The 19824-nt window shown below is 63.5% G+C and carries 13 protein-coding genes; 8 read left to right on the forward strand and 5 right to left on the reverse strand.

Going from position 1 to position 19824, the window contains the following annotated elements:
• The 3 genes from P8014_RS11430 to P8014_RS11440 are packed head-to-tail and all read left to right on the forward strand — an operon-like array spanning nt 1 to nt 7450.
• Entirely contained in the window at nt 1-3798 is a 3798-nt protein-coding gene (locus P8014_RS11430; RefSeq protein ID WP_337817455.1) for a hypothetical protein, read from the forward strand.
• A complete protein-coding gene (locus tag P8014_RS11435; RefSeq protein ID WP_337817456.1) occupies nt 3798-7172 on the forward strand; it encodes a hypothetical protein in 3375 nt (1124 codons plus the stop codon). The genes P8014_RS11430 and P8014_RS11435 overlap by 1 nt, the downstream gene beginning before the upstream one ends.
• 26 nt (nt 7173-7198) lie before the next feature.
• Complete coding sequence (locus tag P8014_RS11440; RefSeq protein ID WP_337817457.1) at nt 7199-7450, forward strand: hypothetical protein; 252 nt, start codon at nt 7199-7201, stop codon at nt 7448-7450.
• Nucleotides 7451-7564: 114 nt separating this feature from the next.
• Here P8014_RS11440 and dacB read toward each other — a convergent pair whose 3' ends face one another.
• Both dacB and serS read right to left on the reverse strand, forming a co-directional pair.
• The gene (gene dacB, locus P8014_RS11445; protein ID WP_337817458.1) at nt 7565-9061 is read right to left on the reverse strand and encodes a D-alanyl-D-alanine carboxypeptidase/D-alanyl-D-alanine-endopeptidase; all 1497 of its coding nucleotides are present in this window, start codon (nt 9059-9061) and stop codon (nt 7565-7567) included.
• Nucleotides 9058-10332, reverse strand: a complete 1275-nt coding sequence (serS, locus tag P8014_RS11450) for a serine--tRNA ligase (protein WP_337817459.1) — start codon at nt 10330-10332, stop codon at nt 9058-9060. The genes dacB and serS overlap by 4 nt, the downstream gene beginning before the upstream one ends.
• Nucleotides 10333-10704: 372 nt before the next feature.
• Between serS and P8014_RS11455 the strand changes: the two genes are divergently transcribed.
• The 3 genes from P8014_RS11455 to P8014_RS11465 all read left to right on the forward strand — a co-directional run bounded on the left by P8014_RS11455 (nt 10705) and on the right by P8014_RS11465 (nt 13943).
• A complete protein-coding gene (locus P8014_RS11455; RefSeq protein ID WP_337817460.1) occupies nt 10705-11607 on the forward strand; it encodes a DMT family transporter in 903 nt (300 codons plus the stop codon).
• 97 nt (nt 11608-11704) lie between these two features.
• Complete coding sequence (locus P8014_RS11460) at nt 11705-12616, forward strand: DMT family transporter (protein WP_337817461.1); 912 nt, start codon at nt 11705-11707, stop codon at nt 12614-12616.
• Nucleotides 12617-12731: 115 nt separating this feature from the next.
• Complete coding sequence (locus P8014_RS11465; protein WP_337817462.1) at nt 12732-13943, forward strand: alanine--glyoxylate aminotransferase family protein; 1212 nt, start codon at nt 12732-12734, stop codon at nt 13941-13943.
• Nucleotides 13944-14032: 89 nt separating this feature from the next.
• Here P8014_RS11465 and P8014_RS11470 read toward each other — a convergent pair whose 3' ends face one another.
• The 3 genes from P8014_RS11470 to P8014_RS11480 all read right to left on the reverse strand — a co-directional run bounded on the left by P8014_RS11470 (nt 14033) and on the right by P8014_RS11480 (nt 16545).
• Entirely contained in the window at nt 14033-15067 is a 1035-nt protein-coding gene (locus tag P8014_RS11470) for a patatin-like phospholipase family protein (RefSeq protein WP_337817463.1), read from the reverse strand.
• A gap of 347 nt (nt 15068-15414) precedes the next feature.
• The gene (locus P8014_RS11475) at nt 15415-15720 is read right to left on the reverse strand and encodes a hypothetical protein (protein ID WP_337817464.1); all 306 of its coding nucleotides are present in this window, start codon (nt 15718-15720) and stop codon (nt 15415-15417) included.
• Nucleotides 15721-15783: 63 nt separating this feature from the next.
• Entirely contained in the window at nt 15784-16545 is a 762-nt protein-coding gene (locus P8014_RS11480) for a hypothetical protein (protein WP_337817465.1), read from the reverse strand.
• 55 nt (nt 16546-16600) lie between these two features.
• Between P8014_RS11480 and P8014_RS11485 the strand changes: the two genes are divergently transcribed.
• Both P8014_RS11485 and tssI read left to right on the forward strand, forming a co-directional pair.
• Nucleotides 16601-17362 (forward strand): hypothetical protein, encoded by a 762-nt coding sequence (locus tag P8014_RS11485; protein WP_337817466.1) that lies wholly within the window; start codon nt 16601-16603, stop codon nt 17360-17362.
• Nucleotides 17363-17524: 162 nt separating this feature from the next.
• Nucleotides 17525-19824, forward strand: a 2300-nt coding sequence (gene tssI / locus P8014_RS11490; RefSeq protein ID WP_337817467.1) for a type VI secretion system tip protein TssI/VgrG, incomplete at its 3' end; no start/stop codon positions are given.

The following is a 19824-nucleotide window of genomic DNA, read 5'->3' on the forward strand; positions in this document are numbered from 1 at the left end:
ATGGCTGATCCAATCAAACCCTCGGTCATGAACGCCCTGCTCGGGACCCAGAACTGGGCCATGGCTACCGAGGTCGGCGATCTCGCTATCGACCCGAGCCTCCGGTTTCCGGTGCTGGGGTTACCACCGCGTCCCGCTCTGGTGGTGCCAGTCGACGTCCAGGCCCTTTATGTCCCTCCGAACCATAGCGAACGCTACGTGAGGCTGACCGGTCTGGACCCTGATCGCGACGTTCAGCCACCGTTTTCACCTCCACGATCTCGCGCCCGGGGCGTACATCTGCACTGGGCGCTGCCCGACGGCCTGCTACGCGGCGAAATGCAGGACGACGAAGACACGCCCATCGCCATGCGCCCTCTGCCCGACCGATGGCTGGTGGTACGCATGACCGGGAGGCGGGGGACGCGACAGCTCGACACCAAGTGCTGGGTCATCGAATCCGAAAACGGGCGAGTCTTCGATCTGGACGCCTACCCGGATGGCACCGCGTCCGGAGATGGCAAGCAGATTCCCGCGGACGAACTCAATGGAACTGTGGGGGGCTCACCCAACTGGACGGCATCCTACGATTCGGCACACAACCGTTTTGCGTTCCACGATACGCTGTCAGGCCTCAATTCCTCCCTCGTGAACAACGGCCTCGCAACTTATGTGGTGATCGGTTGGTGGTCGGAACGCGCCCACGACCCTTTGTCCGGAGCATATTCGCCCTATTCCGCGTCGAAACTCATCGCAGATCTTGGCTGGTCCGCCTCGCCGGCGCCAAGCCCCTCCCGCTCGATTGCCGACCCCACGCCTGGAGGTGGCACCCCGAAACAAAGCGCGGCAAAGACAGAGGGTGAGGAACACGAGGTCGATCTGAAAACCGAGCTGAAGTTCTCCGCGTCCCAGGCCGGACTATCCGCCGGCTTTGCGGAATACCGGTTCGACGATGTCACGATCCAGCGACTCCGTCCCCTTTACGACACGCTTATGCACGGAGTGGTCTATGGCGTCCCCGTCAGGGGCGGTGTGGGTCGTGACTTGGCACCGCAGGCAAGCCGTATCTCGGTATCGATGGCCCCCACGCTGGAACGGCTTATCGCCGCCCAGACGGCCAAGGGCATGGGTATCGCCTCGGCTAAACATCGGGAATACCTGGAGAGCTTGATTACTGCGATCGCCAATTCCTCGATCATGGAGATCAACGGCCGTGACGGCGTCGTCAAACTGGACGAGGCCGAACACGCGGATGGCTTCGAGAGCTTCCAGGGCCCGGAGTCCTATGAAGACGTCGTTGTCGAGCGCAAGCAGTCCGAATTGTCCGCCGGCCGGCCGTTGCGCACCAAGATCGCAGCCGCCGAGTCCGGCAGTCCGCCCAAGGCCGATGTCGTCTGGAGCGGCCGACGCAATACGGCGCACAAACCCTCGTTGGACGAAATGCGGGAAACCGCCGAGGACTTAATCCGCAAGAAATACGGCTCCCCGCCTGCCGAGGGCGCGGAGACTCGGCGGATTCAACGTCCCGGACCGCGCTACTATCGCGGCACACCGCCGGTCATCGGACTCAGAGATTTCGGCAAGGCCAACCGTTTCCACGGTGACGGACGGTTCTCCGAGGACGACAATCTGTTGTGCCGCTGGAGCAGCGAACTTGCGTACGCAATCGGGGAACTCTATCGCGGAAACGATTTCGTCCCCCGGCTGAACAATGCTGCGATTCCTCGCAACGCGGATCGGATCCTCTGGAACACCTATCTCTACGACCCCTACATTCTGCAATGGGCGTTTGACGCAATTGCCAAGACCGCTCCCAAACCCCTCATCGGGCCGATACGGAACCGGTTGCGCGGAGAGATGGCGCTGCGATATTCCAGCGACGGTGCCTACGACGGCATCGCTCCGGTCGCCCGTTCGAAAGAAGCCTTGCGACCGGGCATCACGAATCAGGCGATCAGCGACGAACTGCGCCGCTTCTCTATCATCGAAGGGCGCGACCCCAGTCCCGTTGGCGTCACGAGTTGGGGTCAACCCTGGTCCCCGATCTGGCTGGAGTGGGAGGTCGAACTCGAACCTGGAGTCGACTTCGAGGGCTGGACGCTGGGGCGGATCGAGTTCGAAGGATACAGCGTTGCAAACGGCTCAGTGCTGACGCTTCGTGGCCGCTCGCCGATCACCTCGGGTCTGTCGAAGACCTATCAGGCGGTGATCGACAGTTATCTGGTCGCCGAAAACCAGCGAGACGATGCCGGTGAAGGTGAATTGTCCGAAACGCATGAAAGAAATCTCGCCGAACTTTCCGAGTTCCTCGAGCGCGCCGATCTCGGCTCCGTCACCTTGGATAGGATCGAAGATCTATGGCTGGCGCTGGATAACGGCCCCGAAGGTCAAGTCAGGCCTGTGCCGCCGAGGCTCGCAACCGACATCCGCAATGCCGGCCTGCCGCGACTGATCGCCAGCGGCACGCTGCGCCTGACCCGCGCGCGGATCATCGATACTTTCGGCCGTTTCCGTGAACTTCGGACCGATCGGATCACGCTGCCGACGGCGCTGGCGGCGAAATCGATCAGCGGCGCAAGAGCCCTCGCCCTGCCCCCTCGGCTGGCGTTGCCCTCTCGCTTGATGTGGCGATTCGTCGACTCCGGCGACGAGTCCGGGCAACGCGAAGCGCGCCTGAACCAGGCGAACAAGGCGCAAACGATCAGCCCGGTTGCCGGCTTCATTCTGCCCGATTTCATCGACGAGTCGATCGAGTTCTTCGATCAGGACGGGTTTCCGCTGGGCGAGGTTCTGCACGATCCGGTCACCGGCGGCGTGACATGGGAAGGCGGGGTCGGACGTGAGGGGCCCGCAGCGACCTCTCCGGCGGATGGCTTGCCTGCCAGTGCGCAATTGTGCGGTCGCATCGCGCAAGGCATGATCGATGCTGATATCGTGCAGCGCAACGATCCGGATACGGCCCAACTCGAAAGTCCGCTGAGTGCATTTCTGCGTGCGGTCGATACCACGATGTGGGGCGTGGACAACGATATGTTGTCGTCCGGAGCGTCAATCGCCGGGCTCGTGGGACGGCCGGTCGCTGTAGTCAAAACGGTTCTTTGGCTCGATATTCCGACGAATCTGGCAACGACGGGCGCCTATGGCGAATCCGCCGACGAAATCCGCGACCACCTGCTTCGCCACGCCGTGTTCGACGCCGTGAAATCCCGTAGCTTCCAAGTGCGTCTTGGCGACATTGCCAAGGGACATGACGGGCTGTACGGCTTTTTCATCGGAAATGACTTCAAACGGTTCAATCTGATCGACAAGGAGATCGGCGAAGCTGTCAGAACCAACGTTCGTGGGACGGGATACCGCTCGCTTCTAGGTGCTGTCGGAGGCAACCTCAATTCCGACCTTATGCCTCCGCCAAGTCCCTTGGAATGTCCCTATATCGCCGACGGAAAACCATTGGAGATGCATACAGGGCAGCGCGTGCACCTCACCCTGCTGATGCATCCATCCGCGCGGGTGCATGCCACGACCGGCCTATTGCCTCGCAAGTCTCTGGAACTGCTGCGCGACTGGGTGACGCCGGGCATGGGCCGAATTGCACCATCCGCGCGAGTCGGCCCCGTCCTCATCGATCCCGACAAGGTGCGCTTGCCCAAGATCGCGGCATTCGGGGCGGATCAAAGCTGGACACGCCGCGATTCGCCCATCACCTGGCGCGATGATCCGATTCTGTCGGCAACACAGGCGGCGATACTGCCGGAAGGCAGCGTATCGGTGCAGGAGGGATACATCCGCGTCGCGCCCAATCGCGGGGGAGATAGCTGATGGCACGTTACGACTGGCCACGCGAGTTTCGCAAATCCCCCGACCGCCTGGTTCACCGGGCCGAGCATTCCGCACGCAGCGGCGGACGGGGCGTTATAGCCGCGTTGACCGGTGACCTGGACCTGCTGGACGACGTTATCCTGGCGAACCTGCAGGACGACCGGATGTGGATGCCCCTCGGACCCTCGATCCTGATCAACGGGCAAGCCAGCGGCAATCCGATGGTCTCGGGCCGCGTCAGAGACATCAGGGTCAGCCCGAATGGACAGCGGGTCTATGTGGGCACTGCAAATGGCGGAGTCTGGTATTCACCGGATGTGGGTACCACATGGACCCCGCTAGGCGGTTGGGCTCTGGCGCCCCAGGCTGTGAGATCGGGACTGTCGCTGACGATCGGCGCGCTGCTCGTGGAGTTCGGGGAAACCGGCGGGTCCGACGATCCCGCGAAGGACGTCGTCTATGTTGGGACCGGCGAGGCGCAACCCCAAGTTCAAAGAGGCCCCGGCGGCCATCACGGCGGCATCGGCATCCTGCGGCTAAGGACTACCCTGCCAGCCGCCCTGACTGCATCTGGCCGCAATCCGTGGACACGAGAGGCGCGCAATCTGACCGGCGCCGGGATCTATCGCCTCGCCCGCGACCCTGCGGTAACGCCCGCCCTGAACGGCAGTGCAACGCTGGTCGCGGCGACTTCGACCGGGCTGTGGTCCCGCACTGGCGCATTTGCCGAGGACGCCGACTGGCAGCGCGTCGAATTCGCACCACAGGGCTTCTCGACCTACGCCAACGCCTATTGCTCGGACGTGGTCTGGAACGACCGCGGCCTTTGGGTGACGCTGGTCGGCAGCGGCGCGGCGGGGCACGACGGCGTCTACCGTTCCACCCACGGCCTCGCCGGCCCATTCACCCGGATCACACTCGCCAATCTGCAGGCCGGCGCCCGCCTCAGCCTGGGCGAGGCTCCACATACGACCACACGCATGTATGTTCTCGGCAAACGCCCCAGCCCGACGAATCCTGCAAACAATACCGGCCACGCACATCTCTGGCAGATCGACGTGTCGACCACGGTGGCCAGTGTGCGCGAGATTCAGAACTTTCCGGTAGGGTTGTTCGTCTCCGAAGTCAAACTCACGGGGGGCAATCTGGTCATCACCGAAAGCGACCAGAGCGATTACGACCAGGCGATCGCCGTCCGTCAAGTCGGCACTAATGATGTCGTTACCGTAGGCGGGTCGCTGGAAAGCAATGGTGCCTGGGACGCCGCGCTTTTCGATTTGACCATTACCACCGTCGCCGGCAACCTGACGACGAATTTCAGCGTGGCGAACCAGACCAGTCCGGCAACGGACGCAGCGACCTTCATCGGCGCCGGCATCCATCCGGATGTTCACATCGTGCGCAATGCCGCCGGCGCTGCGCAGTGGGTCGGCTGCGACGGGGGCGTGTTCCGCCGCTCCGGCGGCACCAACCGTTCGTTGAACGCAGGGCTTGCCTCGGCCGAACCCGGCATCATCGCGTCGCATCCTACGCTGGACGGACCAGTGCTTGCCGGCACCCAGGACAACGGCGCCATACAGCGCATCGGGGATACGCTCTGGCGACTTCAGCGCAAGGGGGATGGGGGCGGATGCCTGTTCCACCCGACCAAACCGCACCAGACGATCATGCAATACGTCAATGCGAGTTGGCGGTTTCAGCCCAGCACATTCACGCCGCGCGGCCCCGCGGTGCGTTCCGCGCCGGGCAGCGAGACGAACAGCGAAAACACCGAGTCTGAGCGGTCCCTGTTCTACTCGAAGGCAGCTGCGGCCCGCAGCAACAACGACAACGACGCGCGCATATTCATCGGCACCGACCGGGTGTGGTATTCGGCCAACTGGAACGCGCCGGCCACGGCAATGAGCTGGGTGACGATCCCGACACACAGTGACCCCTACAACGCCTCGAACGCGCTCAACAACATCAGCCAGGACCGGCTGCTCCAGGGCGGAAACTCGGATGCGGTGAACGTGATCGAGATCGTTCGCGAAGGCGATGTGGCGCGCAAGTACGATGGCATGGCGATTCTGGTCCTGTGCGCACGGACGATACGTCTCTTCCGCTATGCGCATCCGGACCAGACAGCTGCAGTGGGTACCTGGACCACGCTTGCCGACTCGATCGTCAGCGACCCGTCGGGCGTCGATCGACCGAAAACGAAGAAAACCGGCGACGACGTGCCGAATCCGTTCGTCGACTATCTGCCCAGGAAGCATAATAGCGCCTGGACCGACATCGCTGTCCACACGCGAACGAACGGCAGCGAAACGTTTTACGTCACCACCACCGGGCAGGTCACGATTGCCGCGGACGGTACGCTTTCCGGCGATCAGCACTACGATACCTGCTGGTGGTACAACGGTGCGGGCAGATGGTATCCGACCGGATTGAGGAACGCTCCGCTCAATGCAGCAACCGGCACCGGAGGCTCGCCTGCGGCTGCTCACGCCGTGGTCGTCGATCCCGACGACGATCGTATTGTCTACGTCGGCAACCGGATCGGGGTCTGGCAAGGTCAGATCGATACCAGCGGAACGCACCCGAGCTGGAGCTGGAAACCCGCCATGGAGGGGCTGCCGCAAACGGTGGTCGAGGATCTCGGTGTTTTCAAAACGACCGATGCCACCTATCTGCGCGCTGCGCTGGTCTCGCGGGGAGTCTGGGAGCGTGACATCTCCGCCCTGCCGGTCTCGGTCGGCTGCACCTTCATCCGCTCGCTGCCGTATGACACCGGACGCGTCGAATTGCCGGCCACGCCGAAGGACGCGCTGAGCAATGCGGTTCTCAACTACCATTCAAGCCCGGATATCGTCCCGCTGCCGGTCGCCGCACGCTCCTGGGCTCCGGGCCTTCCCAACGAGGCCGACCTGTATTCGGTGACAATCCCTCCATCCTTTGCCAAAGCGCTGCATGAGGCCTATGTCATGGTCCATCATCGGCACACCACGCCGGTCGCCGGCGCCGATATCGACATCAACGTGTTTCTGCAGAAGAATGCACCGGCCGGCGACATCGGCGGCGTTGCGATCAACGACGCCTGGCGAACGGCGATCAGGGAAACAGTCCGCGGCAACGCACCCGCCATGCCGGCAGGACTCGCGCACTTGGGCGTGTTTCACCCGGCCGAGCCGGTGGATGCGCGCACTCCGCGGGCGGTGAATCTACCGCTCGATCTTCGATTCGCCGGCTCGAATGATCACGTCATGCTGATAGCGATTGTTACATCGCCGAATGATCTGCTCCCGACAACGGATCTGGCCCACGGTAATCTGAAGGACATCGTGCGCCGGTCAGCACATATCGCCGTTCGCAAATTTCACCGCACGACGTGATTTATCCCGAGGGGCGACCCAGAGAAATGAAAGAAAAACCGAATACGTCACTCAGGAAAAACGGCGAGCAACCTTTCGTCGGGGAATACGTCGTAACAGTCACTCCGCATACCTGGTGGGGGCGAGTCATCCTGACTGCGGTCCTTGCGGTGCTGTTATCCGGTGTTTTCCTGTTCTTCTCGCTGCTTATCGCTGTCGGCGCAGCGATCATTGCGCTCGCAATCCTTATCGGTATGCTGAAATACCCCACAGGAAGCTCGTCACGCCCCGGCAGATAGGCTCACTCTGACCAGAGTGGGCGAGCAGGCAGATATGCAAAACACTCGGAGCACGACGACCGAGAACCCGCAGCGCGAGCCTAGCGGAGTCCCATGCAGCGATCATTCAACCTGTTATGGCTTGTCCACATCAGCGGTACTGGTCAGGATGCTCAGCAGATCACCGCGCGTGGCCGTCAGTGCCGTCCACAGCCCGACTTGAGGCTGGTGGCGAGTGCCGTTCACTAGCACCGCGAAAGCGCCCCAATGCCCGTTGGGCAGGCGCATGTAACCGGCCAGCGCGAACACCGACACGGGGCTGTTCAGTGAGCCGGTCTTGACCGCTACCCGCGTGGCCCAGATCTTAGAGCCGTTCTTGAGCATGTCCACGGGGGTCTGGCCCGGTACGGTCAGTGCGCCGAGGAATGCCGGGAAGTCGCCATAGTTGTGATACACCTTGGCCAGCAGAGCGACCAGATCGTCGGCCGAAACGCGGCTGCCGACGGTAAGCCCGCTGCCGCTGTCGAGTTTGGGTTGCCCCTTGCGCGCGCCTTCCCACAGCGATTGCGCATCGATGCGGCGCGCGAACCGGGTCAGCCATCTCCCTGCCTCCTTCATGCTTACAGGCGCAGGATTGGCCGTGCGCGCGAGATCCAGCGCCAGGGTGTCGGCCATGTAATTGTTGCTGTACACCAGCATGCCGCGCAATTGCTGGCTCAGCGGCGTGCCCTTGACCTCTGCCAGCACGTGCGTGTCGGACTGGGGCTTGGACACGACGCGCGCGGTGGAATGCGGCACCTCTATCCCGGCATGGGCGAGGAACGCGATCAGGGCCTCGCCGGCATATAGCGCCGGTTTGGAAACCGAGCGATAGTAGCAACGCGCCGGCGCATCTGCGGCGATGCCTCCACGCGCGTAGAACCAGTTGCGGCCATCGGCTGTGATCCGGGTGACGTCGACCTGCGTCTTCGTCCCTGCCGACAAGGTACGCACGTTGCCGCGCAGACCGAACATCGGCAGCTCGAAAGGCTCGAAACTCAGCCGCGCCGGCTCGCCGGCCCGTGTTCCCGGAGCCACGCGCAGGCAGACGTTGCTGTAATCAAAACCGGCCGCGGACAGCGGCGCGTTGTAGGCGTCGCGGCTGTTCGCCAAGGCGTTGCAGCGGTCCTCGGTATCACAGCGCACGCGCCCGAACAGCGATTGATCGACCAGTACCGCCCCGTTCAGCTTGGTGATGCCGGCAGCGCGCACGCGCTGCGCCAGCGTCCAAAGCTGCGCGTTGGTAAGCCCCGGATCACCGGCGCCCTGCAGGATCAAGTCGCCGTGCAGCTCGCCCTTGCGAATCTCGCCGGTGTAGAGAATGCGGGTCGTGAAACGGTAGTCCGCGCCCCAATGCTCAAGCGCTGCGGCGGCCGTATACAGCTTGCTGACCGAAGCCGGAATCAGGGCCTGTCCAGGATTCAGCGCTGCGAGGTTACGCCCGTCACTCAAGTCGACGACACGGGCGCTGATGACGGCGCCCTGTGCGGCCAGGCCGCGCAGTTGTTGCAGGGAAGCGGCGGCGGCCGAGTGCAACAGGCCGACGCCGAACAGAGTGCACGCGGCGAGGCCGCGCAGCACGGCCATACTCATCCGATGCGCTCCTGCCCGCCGAGATACGGACGCAGGACGGCGGGTACGCTGATGCTGCCGTCGGCCTGCTGATGGTTCTCGAGCACCGCGACCAGCGTACGGCCGACCGCCAGGCCGGAGCCGTTGAGCGTGTGCAGCAGCTCGGGTTTGCCGGTTTCGGGATTGCGGAAACGCGCCAGCATGCGGCGCGCCTGAAAGTCCTCGAAGTTCGAGCACGAGGATATCTCACGGTAGCACTGCTGTCCCGGCAGCCAGACCTCGAGATCGTAGGTCTTGGCCGAGGAGAAGCCGAGGTCACCGGTGCACAGCGTGACGACTCTGTATGGCAGCTCGAGACGCTGCAGAATCGTTTCGGCATGGCCGACCAGGATTTCCAGTGCGTGCCAGGACTCGTCCGGGTGCACCAGATGCACCATCTCGACCTTCTCGAACTGATGCTGGCGGATCAGACCTCGCGTGTCGCGTCCGGCCGATCCCGCCTCGGAGCGGAAGCATGGCGTATGCGCGGCGAAACGCAGCGGCAGCGCCTCGGCCTCGACGATCTGCTCTCGCGCCAGGTTGGTCACCGGCACTTCTGCGGTCGGGATCAGATAGAACGGCGGATCGTTGTCGATACGGAACAGATCTTCCTCGAACTTGGGCAACTGGCCGGTGCCCTGCAGCGCGTGGGACTGCACGAGATACGGCACGTAGACCTCTTCGTAGCCGTGCTCCAGCGTATGCGTATCGAGCATGAACTGGGTCAGCGCGCGCTGCAGGCGCGCCAGCCCTCCTCGCAACACGGCGAAGCGTGCGCCGGAGATGCGTGCCGCGGCTTCGAAGTCCAGGCCGCCCAACGCGGCACCGAGGTCGACGTGGTCGCGCACCTCGAACTCGAAACTGCGCGGCTCACCCCAGCGACGAACCTCGATGTTGGCGTCTTCGTCGTCGCCCTGCGGCACCGACTCGTGCGGCAGATTGGGAATGCCCATCAACATCTCGTCGAATTCGCCCTGCACGGCCTCGGACGCCGTTTTGGCCCTATTCAGGCGATCGCCCAGATCGGCCACCTGGTCCAGCAGCGGCTGGGCGTCCTCGCCCCGCGCCTTGGCCTGCCCGATCGCTTTCGAGCGTGTGTTGCGCTCATTCTGCAGCTCCTGGGTCTCTACCTGTAGACGCTTGCGCTCGCTCTCCAGCGTGTTGAAGCGTTCCAGGTCCAAGTCGAAGCCGCGGCGGGCGAGAATACGGGCGATGCCCTCGGGGTCGTTGCGCAGGCGTTTGATGTCCAGCATGGGTGCGATTCTTGGTTCGTGTTGAGGTGTATGTTCGGGGCGAACGAAAAGTGTCCAGTGTACACCGTCAGGATGGCGTCGGCCGAGATTAGTCCGTTCCTTCGGCAGGAATTCTCCGGCAATTCGGTTCAGAGCCCACTCGGTTCGTTCATCCCCGCCGTTGTTCGTTCCTGGCATCGTTTAATGCCGTCGAACGCAAATCTCCATTGTTTGTCTCAATAGTTGGCAGGCCGAACACAATGACATCTTCAGGGGCGTATCGCGGCACTCCCCCACTCACCCGGTCGACATGCCTGACGTGCTGCGCTCTATCCACCTGGCAGTGCTCCCTACTTGCTGTCAGCTCGATACATTCTGGAAGGAAGCCAGCGCATGTCCGCAAACGGCGCAGTCAGCTCTACACAACCCCCATGGCTGAAGATCGCCCCCGTCATGTTCCTGCTCTTGTGGGCCAGCGGGTTCGTCTTCCTGAAGCTCGGATTGCGTTACGCGGATCCGCTTACTTTCCTGGCGTTGCGCTACCTCTGCGTGGTCGGACTTCTCATAGTGCCGTGGCTTTGGTTTAGGCCGACGCTGCCGCGCAGTCCGAGCGTCTGGTTTCATCTGGCGATGGTCGGGCTGCTGCTGCAGTCCGGCTACTTTTCCTTCACCTATCTCAGCCTGAAAACCGGCATGTCTCCGGGCGTAATCGCGCTGATCACTTCGCAGCAGCCGATTCTGGTCGGGCTGCTCGCACCGGTGATAGCCGGTGAGCGCGTGGACGCGGTTCGCTGGGCCGGGCTCGCGCTGGGCGTGTTCGGCGCGATCATCGTCATACTCTCCCAGGCCACGCTACATATCGAGTCGCCCCTCGCTCTGCTGTTCGGCATTCTCGCCCTGCTCTCGCTGACCGGCGGCACGCTGTGGGAAAAACGTTTCGGCACCGCGGTGCATCCACTGACCGCAAATCTGGTGCAGTACGCCACGGGGCTTGTCGTGACGGCCCCTCTTGCCTTCGCGATCGAGCCCATGCGCATTCAATGGACGCCGCAGCTCTTCGGATCGCTGGCCTATTTGGTGATCGGCAATTCGATCATCGCCATATCGCTGCTGCTAGCTATGATCCGCCACGGCGAGGCGTCGCGCGTGTCGGCTTTGTTCTTCCTGGTTCCTCCGACCACCGCGCTGATCGCGTTCGTCGTTCTCCATGAAGCGATCCCGCTCATGGCATGGCCCGGCATGCTGTTGGCGGCTGCCGGTCTGTATTGTGTCATGCATGTGCGGAGAATCACCTGAAAGGTGTCAAATGCAAGGCGAATCAACGCTTGCACGTCGAAGCCTGTATTCTGGGCGCCCGCATATCCGATCTCATGCTGAAGTCACGCGAAATTCCATGAACTCTGTTTCTTCCGCACCGGCATCTTCGGTCGCCGGTTATCTCCTGGCCGCCGGCGCCTGCATGATCTGGGCAGGCAATTTCGTCGTGGCGCAGGGTCTGGCGGCGCACGTCTCGCCGGTGATGCTGGCTTTCCTGCGCTGGAGCCTCGCAGCACTCGTGATCCTGCCTTTCAGCGCTGCCGCACTGTGGCGCCAGCGCGCACTGCTGCGGCGGCATCCCGGCTATCTGGTACTGACCGCCCTGATCGGCGTCACGCTGTTCAATACGCTCATCTACATTGCGGGAGAAACCAGTTCCGCCACCAGCATGTCCCTGATCGCCGTTTCCGCGTCGCTGTTCATCATCTTTCTGTCCTGGGCCGTCTCGGGTGAGCGGCCGACCGGGCGGAAGCTGGCGGGCGCTGCGCTGGGCGCCTGCGGCGTCGTGCTGCTGCTCACGCAGGGTCAGCCTGCCCGGCTGCTCGATCTGCGGTTCGCACCCGGGGATCTTTGGATGCTGGCGGCAGCTGTCCTGTGGTCGCTGTATACGATTCTGGTGCGCCACAAGCCCAGCGGCATCGAACAACTCGTACTTCTGAGTTCCAACATCTGGCTCGGAGTTCTCATGCTCTCGCCACTGGCGGTTTGGGCGGGTACGCACGGAGCCATGCCAACTCTGACGCCTACGGTCGTGGGCGGCGTGCTCTATGTGGGCATCGCCGCCTCGCTGTTTGCATACATGTTGTGGCACAAGGCCATCCACATGGTCGGGCCAAGCAATGCCGGCGTGGTGTATTACACCGTACCGTTGTTCAGTGCGGCGGAGGCATTTGCAGTGCTCGGCAACCCGCTGACCTTGGCCCAAGCCTTCAGCGGGGTTCTCATCATCGGCGGAGTACTGTGGGCAAGCGGTGCACGCCGGCGCTAACGCAGCTGTGCGGCCCTGAATCACACTGCAAAAATGCCTGGCCTGTACCCGTACATGCGGGTCTGCTTATACTGGCCAGTCCCATAAAACAAACGCTTAATGCAGGAGTCCGCCCATGCCGCAGAGTTTCCATCCTCCCCAGCGTACGCTTCTCGGCCCGGGTCCGTCTGACGTCAGCCCGCGAGTGCTGGAGGCGATGGCCCGCCCGACCATAGGCCATCTCGATCCGCTGTTCGTCGACATGATGGACGAACTCAAGAGCATGCTGCAGTACGCCTTCCGCACTCAGAACGCGCTCACCCTGCCCGTTTCGGCGCCCGGATCGGCGGGGATGGAAACCGCCTTCGTCAACCTGGTCGAACCCGGCGATACCGTGATCGTGTGTCAGAACGGCGTGTTCGGCGGCCGCATGAAGGAAAACGTCGAGCGCTGCGGTGCCGTGCCGGTGATGGTCGAGGATGAATGGGGGCGTCCCGTCGATCCGAACAAGCTGGAGGACGTCCTCAAGGCTCATCCAGAGGCACGCACAATCGCCTTCGTGCAGGCTGAAACCTCCACCGGCGCCGAGTCCGACACGCGCACGCTGGTCGAGATCGCCCACCGTCACGACTGTCTTGCCATCGTCGACGCGGTCACCGCGCTGGGCGGCACGCCCATCGAGGTCGACGCCTGGGGCATCGACGCGATCTACTCCGGCAGCCAGAAATGTCTGTCGTGCACGCCGGGACTGTCGCCGGTGAGCTTCAGCGACGCGGCGGTCGAACGCATTCGCAACCGCGAGCACAAGGTGCAAAGCTGGTTCCTCGATCTCAATCTGGTGATGGGGTACTGGGGCAAGGGCGCCAAGCGCGCCTACCATCACACCGCGCCGATCAACGCCCTGTACGGCCTGCACGAATCGCTGGTCATGCTGCAGGAGGAAGGCATCGAAAACGCCTGGGCGCGCCACCAGCGCAACCACGCCGCGTTGCGCGACGGCCTGGAAGCGATGGGGCTCTCCTTTGTGGTGGAGCCGGCCCACCGCCTGCCTCAGCTCAATGCGGTGCGGGTGCCCGAAGGCGTGGACGAGGCCGCGGCGCGCGCCGCCCTGCTGGACGACTACAGCATCGAGATCGGCGCCGGCCTCGGTCCGCTGACCGGGCGGATCTGGCGCATCGGACTGATGGGGCCCGCCAGCAACGCACGCAACGTGTACATGCTGCTGGGAGCGCTGGAGGGCATTCTTGCCGGCCAGGGCCATGCGCTCGATCACGGCGCGGCTTTGATAGCGGCGCAGGCAGCGTATGCAAACGGCAGTGATGAGTTGAAATCCGCGGCGAACGGCTAACCACGTTCTCGTACCCAGGGCACTATCCGGTGCCCTGGGTCCATGGTTGATTCTGCGATAGTGCAGATCTCAGTGCGAACATTCGGTCCTCAGGGGTACGTCACCGGCAGCCCGGTTTCAGGATCGATACGGTCGAGCGAAGGTCCGGTATAGGTTCCGTTCAGGAACTCAACCGTTTCCTTGCCGTACTGCTCGAACCAGAACTCCCCCATCTCTTTGAGACGATTGATATTTTTATTGCTGATATCGTCCATCGCATCATCCGGTGGATTCGGCAGTCCGGCTTGTCTGCGCATTTCAGAGTTCACGCGAATGAAGTTGCCGGGCCTGAGAATGCTCTTGGCCTGATACGCCACAACCCGTTCGTCGGTCAGTACATCGAGAATATGCCCCTGGCCGAACCAGCCGATCGCTCCCCAATAGCGAGATTCCGGACCGTTGATCTTGCGGGTTCGGTATCCGGTGCCGAGCGAGAGCACGCGCAGGTTACCCAGGTTCAGATCGCCCCAGATCCGCATCGCCTCGGCGATCGCACACATGCTCGGGTTGTTCGCTGTGACCCCGCCGTCGATAAGCCAGCTTTCGTCATTGTTGCCGTGGATCGGCGTGGCGTGGGTGGGGAAGTAGGTTGGCGCGGCGCTGGAGGCATCGGCGACGTCGCTGGATCGCAGCCGAATGAACTCTCGCTCGGTCGATTTTATGACCTCGGGCATGCGGCGTTCGACATCGTACGCCACGGCCAGCACATGCTTGCCGTCCGGCACGTCGCCGATCTTTGCGGCGCCGAATTTATCCTTGAGCACCTTGGTCTTGCCTTTGGCCTCGTATTTCGGCGCGTTGATGCCGTCGATCTCGAACCAGCCTTTGTTCTCAAGGAAAATATGTTTCGCATTCTGTCGGTTATACAGAGTGCTGATTTCCTTGATGCTCAAATCGGTCGTCGCTAGTGCCAGGGCGATGATGCCGCCGGTGCTGGTGCCGGCGTAGAAGTCGACGCAGTCCCGAAGGGTCTTGCCGTGTTCGGCCTGCAGCTTCTCGTCGACCAAATGCAGAAAACGCGCGCTCGCTGCGCCGCGTATCCCGCCGCCGTCCAGAGAAAGGATGAGTTTTTTGGTTTCCGGCATGGTTCTGCCCTCCATGAGGATGGATTGCCCGGCAATCCAGTGCCTTGGAGTATTGTCGGATAATTACAGCTCTTCAAGTATGGTTATTTGCCGATATCCGCCAATGCGCAGATAGCGGCACCGCCGGACGCTACTCAGGATGCCATCTTGGGTGCCTGCGTCTTGCCCGGCTTCAAGGTGAACGGATTATGTGTCGGCCACCATGCCCGAGCCTTTTTGCGTACCGCTGCGGATACGGTCTGCAGCCAACGTGAGTCCGGGTCGAGATAGAGGGCGAAAGCTGCGGCCCGGACGCGCTCCGCGCCATCCTTCATATAGTGAGCTTGAAAAGCGTAGGTCCAGGCCGTTTAAGGCCTGGTTTCCTGATACTGTTTGGCCCACTCGAGCGCCAGATTCAGCACCTGCCGATCGCCGTCACCCGGCCCGATGGTCGTTGCAGCCAAGCCCCCGCTGTCCTTGAATAACCGGCGCCGCAGAGCTGTGACGTCACTCGTCGTGAAGACATCCAGGTGCTGCTGCCGGCTTTTGCGCACGACCCTCTGTCCGGGCGACTCCGAGTACCGCTGGTAGTGCTGATAGGCAAAAACGGCGCCGACAAGGAGCAGGAGCGTCAAGAGCAGACCGGTACGCAGCGTAAACCGGGAGGTTGACATGAGGCTGTCCTTATTCGTGGGAATCGTCTCTTCCGCGAGCGAGCTTAGTCCTGGCGGACATGGTCAATCGTCTGCCCATATGAAGCGCTTGGACTTGGCGTCGAAACGATATTCGACCCAGCTCCCGCCGTGCGGAGCATTGCAATTGAGTCCGATGCGCCTCCCCTTGCCCGCGGCTCCCGTAGCGCTCTCGAGATTCATGTAGATAGGCGTCATGAAAAAACCGAAGGCGCAATTGTGCTGCTGGGGATCGAACTGCTGGATCACCGAGCGCGTACGCTTGTCCACCACCCGAATGCTATCGATCGTGATGCCGTTCTTGCCGTTGCGGTAAACACCGATGAAAGCGTGATGCCTGGTCTGCCCCCAGAACGGGATGTCCACGCGCCCGCTCACCCTCCCCGCTCCGGTATCGTCGAGCTTGCCGACTTGACGCAGCTTCACCGAATAGGAATGGCGGGCATCCCGCCATCTACCGCGGATCGCGCCATTCTCGACGACGAGCTGCAAGGGACAGGCGTGTGTATCGAATCCCTTGCGCGAGCCCATCGACAGCACACGCTGGTAAGCCTGTGCACTATGGATCTCGCACAACTCAATCCGCTCGCCGATCCGCTTGCCGTATAGCGGTATTGGCGCCAGATGCGCATCGTAGTAGTAGCTGCCTTCGACGTTCAGCCCGCTTCCGAAGGAAGCGTAGTCCTGTAGCGACAGATGCACCGGATACGACCCGATATAGCCGACGTAGTTGGCAACGCGGTACCAACCCGCATGCGCCAGAGACGGCGCCAACAGCAGCATCAATGCGAGGAGTCCGCTACGCATGGCGTTCGATCCCGTACGTTATCCCACCGCAATCACCGCAGTGGGGCAACGATGAATGAGTTCATCGGCCGGCACGCAGCGATCGAAGTTTTTGGATCATCGCCGGGACGTCATGATCGATCATAGTCATCTGGAGCACCAAATTCCGATCGTAGTTCTTTTTCATGGCCATAAGCTTGGGTTCTGTTTGCATGGCTTTCTTGTAGGCTTGGGAAAAGTCGGTTGCGTAGCGCCGGTATTCGCTGCTCACGATGCGCCATTCCGATCTCGGGCCTGTCTCGCCAATCCGTGCCCGAATCGCCTTGAAACCAGCGATGTCGCGCTGCGGATGACCGCCTGCCGTTCTCATCGCCGCGAACAGCGATTTTTGATAGTCCTCGCGCCGATGGCGCAAGCTTTCATGCTTGGCAAAGGCTTCAGCCTTGATGTGATCAAGTTTTTTGATGAGTTCTGTTGCTTAGGCGGCTGGATACCCTGCGTATACGGATTGGCCGAAGCGGAGAGAGGCAAGCAGAGCACTGCTGCGGACAGCGCCGTCGATAGTGCGACGGTGGGAACACGATACCGGGACTTCGAGAGCATAAACCACCCTTTCGCAGAGGTTATAGTTATTCGTCAGGACGTTTGTTTGCCACAGATCGATAAAGTTCCTGGTACCAACTATCAATGCTGCGCATTTATGCATGGAGGCGCAAGCCTTGGCCCGGCTCATTCGGGCGTATGGCGTCCGGCGAGTGGGGTATTGCTCAATACTTCACAAAAAATATGGTTTTGTGCTGCCGTGTTCATTAGTATCTCTGGCCACGTTCAGCGATGAGACGCGCCTGTATGCCCTGGAGGGCGAGGGCCCGCTGGCGCACTTGCAGGTCGAACGCTGGAGCGGGCGCGAAGCGCTGTCGGCCTGTTACGTGTGGACCGTCGACGCGCTGTCGAGCGATGCCGGCCTGTCGCTGGAGGCCATGCTCGGCCAGCGCGCAGCGTGCGCACGGGCCTGGTGCGCGAGGCGCAGCTGCTCGGCGCCGACGGCGGGCTGGCGCGCTACCGCCTGGTGCTCGTGCCCTGGCTGTGGCTGCTGGGCCAGGGGCGCCACAGCCGGGTGTTCCAGGACAAGAGCGTGCTGGATATTGTCGAAGCGGTATTCGGCGACTACACCCCCTACGCCGCGTGGCAGATCAGCGCCGACGCACGCAGCCTCATCGCACAGCTGCGCCCGCGCAGCTACGCCGTGCAATACCGCGAGACGGACCTGGCCTTCGTCGAGCGCCTGCTGGCCGAAGAAGGCCTCGGCTACGCCTTCGTCGAAGACCCCGAGGCCGGCGCGGGCCACAGCCTGACGCTGTTCGCCGATTCCGGCCAACTGCCTGAGGACGCCAGTTCCGCGGCAAGTCTGCAGGGCATACGCTTTCACCGCGTGGCGGCCGTGGAACTCAGCGACACCGTACAGGCGATCGGTCCGGCCTGGACCCTGGCGCCGGATGCCGTGACCTGGCTCAGCCACGACTACAAGACACTCGCCAGCACTACCGCCAGCGCCCGCCTGGACGGCGCGCAGGGCCAGCGCGAGGCCTACGACCCGGCCGGCGCCTACGCCTTCGCCGACAGCCGCGAAGCCGAACACTACGCGCGCCTGGCCGCACAAGCCCACGAGGCGCGCCGGCACCGCTGGGAAGGGCGCGCCACCGTGCGCACCGCACGCGCGGGCACGCGCTTTCGCCTGAGCCAGGCTCCGTGGGAAGCGACCGGCCTCGACTGGCCCGACCGCTTCGTCTGGAGCGCGCTGTGGCACGCCGGCATCAACAACCTGCCGGAAGCCGTCCAGCACGCCGCGCAGGCAGGCCTGGGCGAGGCCGAGCGCCATGCCGACCTCAAACACAGCGTCGCCCCCGCCCTGTGGGAGCAGGCCGGCGCCACCGGCTACGCCCAGCACTTCGACGCCGTGGCGCAGAGCGTTCCCTGGCGTCCCGCGCTGGAAGACGAACACGGCTATCGCCTCAACCCGCGTCCCACCGCTCCCGGCGCGCAGACCGCCATCGTCGTCGGCCCCGAGGGCGAGACCGCCCCCGGCGCCAGCGGCCCGCTGCACACCGACGCCCTCGGGCGGCTCAAGGTCCGCTTCCACTGGATGGCGAGCGGCGCCAGTTGCTGGCTGCGCAGCGTGCAGCGCTACGCCGGCGCCGGCTTCGGCGCCCAGTTCCTGCCGCGCATCGGCCAGGAAGTGCTGGTCAACTTCCTTGACGGCGACATCGACCGGCCCATCATCGTCGGCGCCGTCTACAACGGCCAGGGCGAGGCCGGCATCGCACCCAGCCCCGGCGAGGCGGCACAAGCTCCCGACACCGACGTCTACACCCAGGCCGCCGACTTCCGACCGAGCGCCCAGGGCAACCTCGCCGGCGGCAACAGCCCCGCCTGGCACGGCCAGAGCCCCGAGCCGGCCGGCCACGCCAACGCCGCCGCCCTGTCCGGCATCAAGACCCAGGGCTTCGACGGCGACGGCCACAACCGGCTCGTGTTCGACGACACCGACGGCCAGGGCCGCGTACAGTTCGCCACCACCCACGCCGCCAGCCAGCTCAACCTCGGCCACCTCATCCACAGCGCCGACAACTACCGCGGCAGTTTGCGCGGGCTCGGTCTGGAACTGCGCACCGACGCCTACGGCGCCGTGCGCGGCGAACGCGGCGTCATCCTCAGCACCTACGCCCAGAGCCAGAGCGAACCGGCCGCCGATGCCACCGCCATCGGCGCGCTGCTCGCCCAGCACGCCCAGCTCGCCCAAGCCCTGCACGGCGCAGCCGTCACCCACCGCACCGTAGGGCTTGCCGGTCACGCCGGCGTCAACCGAGCCGATGCCAGCGAACTCAACCCCGAGGCCGCCCCGCTCAAGGCCCTCAAACAAAGCCAGAGCGAGACGCTGAGCGGCGACGACTACGCCAAGGCCGCGCCCAGCAGCACCGACACCGCCGTCCCGCACAGCGCCGACGCCCTGCTCGCCGTGGCCGGGCGCGCCGGCATCGGCGCCATCGCCGGCCAGAGCCTGCACGCCGCTGCCGGCGAAACCCTCAACCTCGGCAGCGGCGAACACAGCAATTTCGCCGTGGCCAGGCAGCTGCGCCTGCACGCCGGCCAGGGCATCGGCCTGCTCGGCGGCGCGCAAGAGGCCAAGGGCGAAGGGCTCAACCTCACCGCCGGCGAGGGCGCATTGCAAGTGCAGGCCCAGCACGACGCCCTGGATCTGAAGGCCAAGGACGACCTGAGCCTCGTCTCCGTCACCGCGGC

The sequence above is a fragment of the Acidihalobacter sp. genome, from assembly GCF_037381185.1.
Classification (GTDB): Bacteria; Pseudomonadota; Gammaproteobacteria; order DSM-5130; family Acidihalobacteraceae; genus Acidihalobacter_A.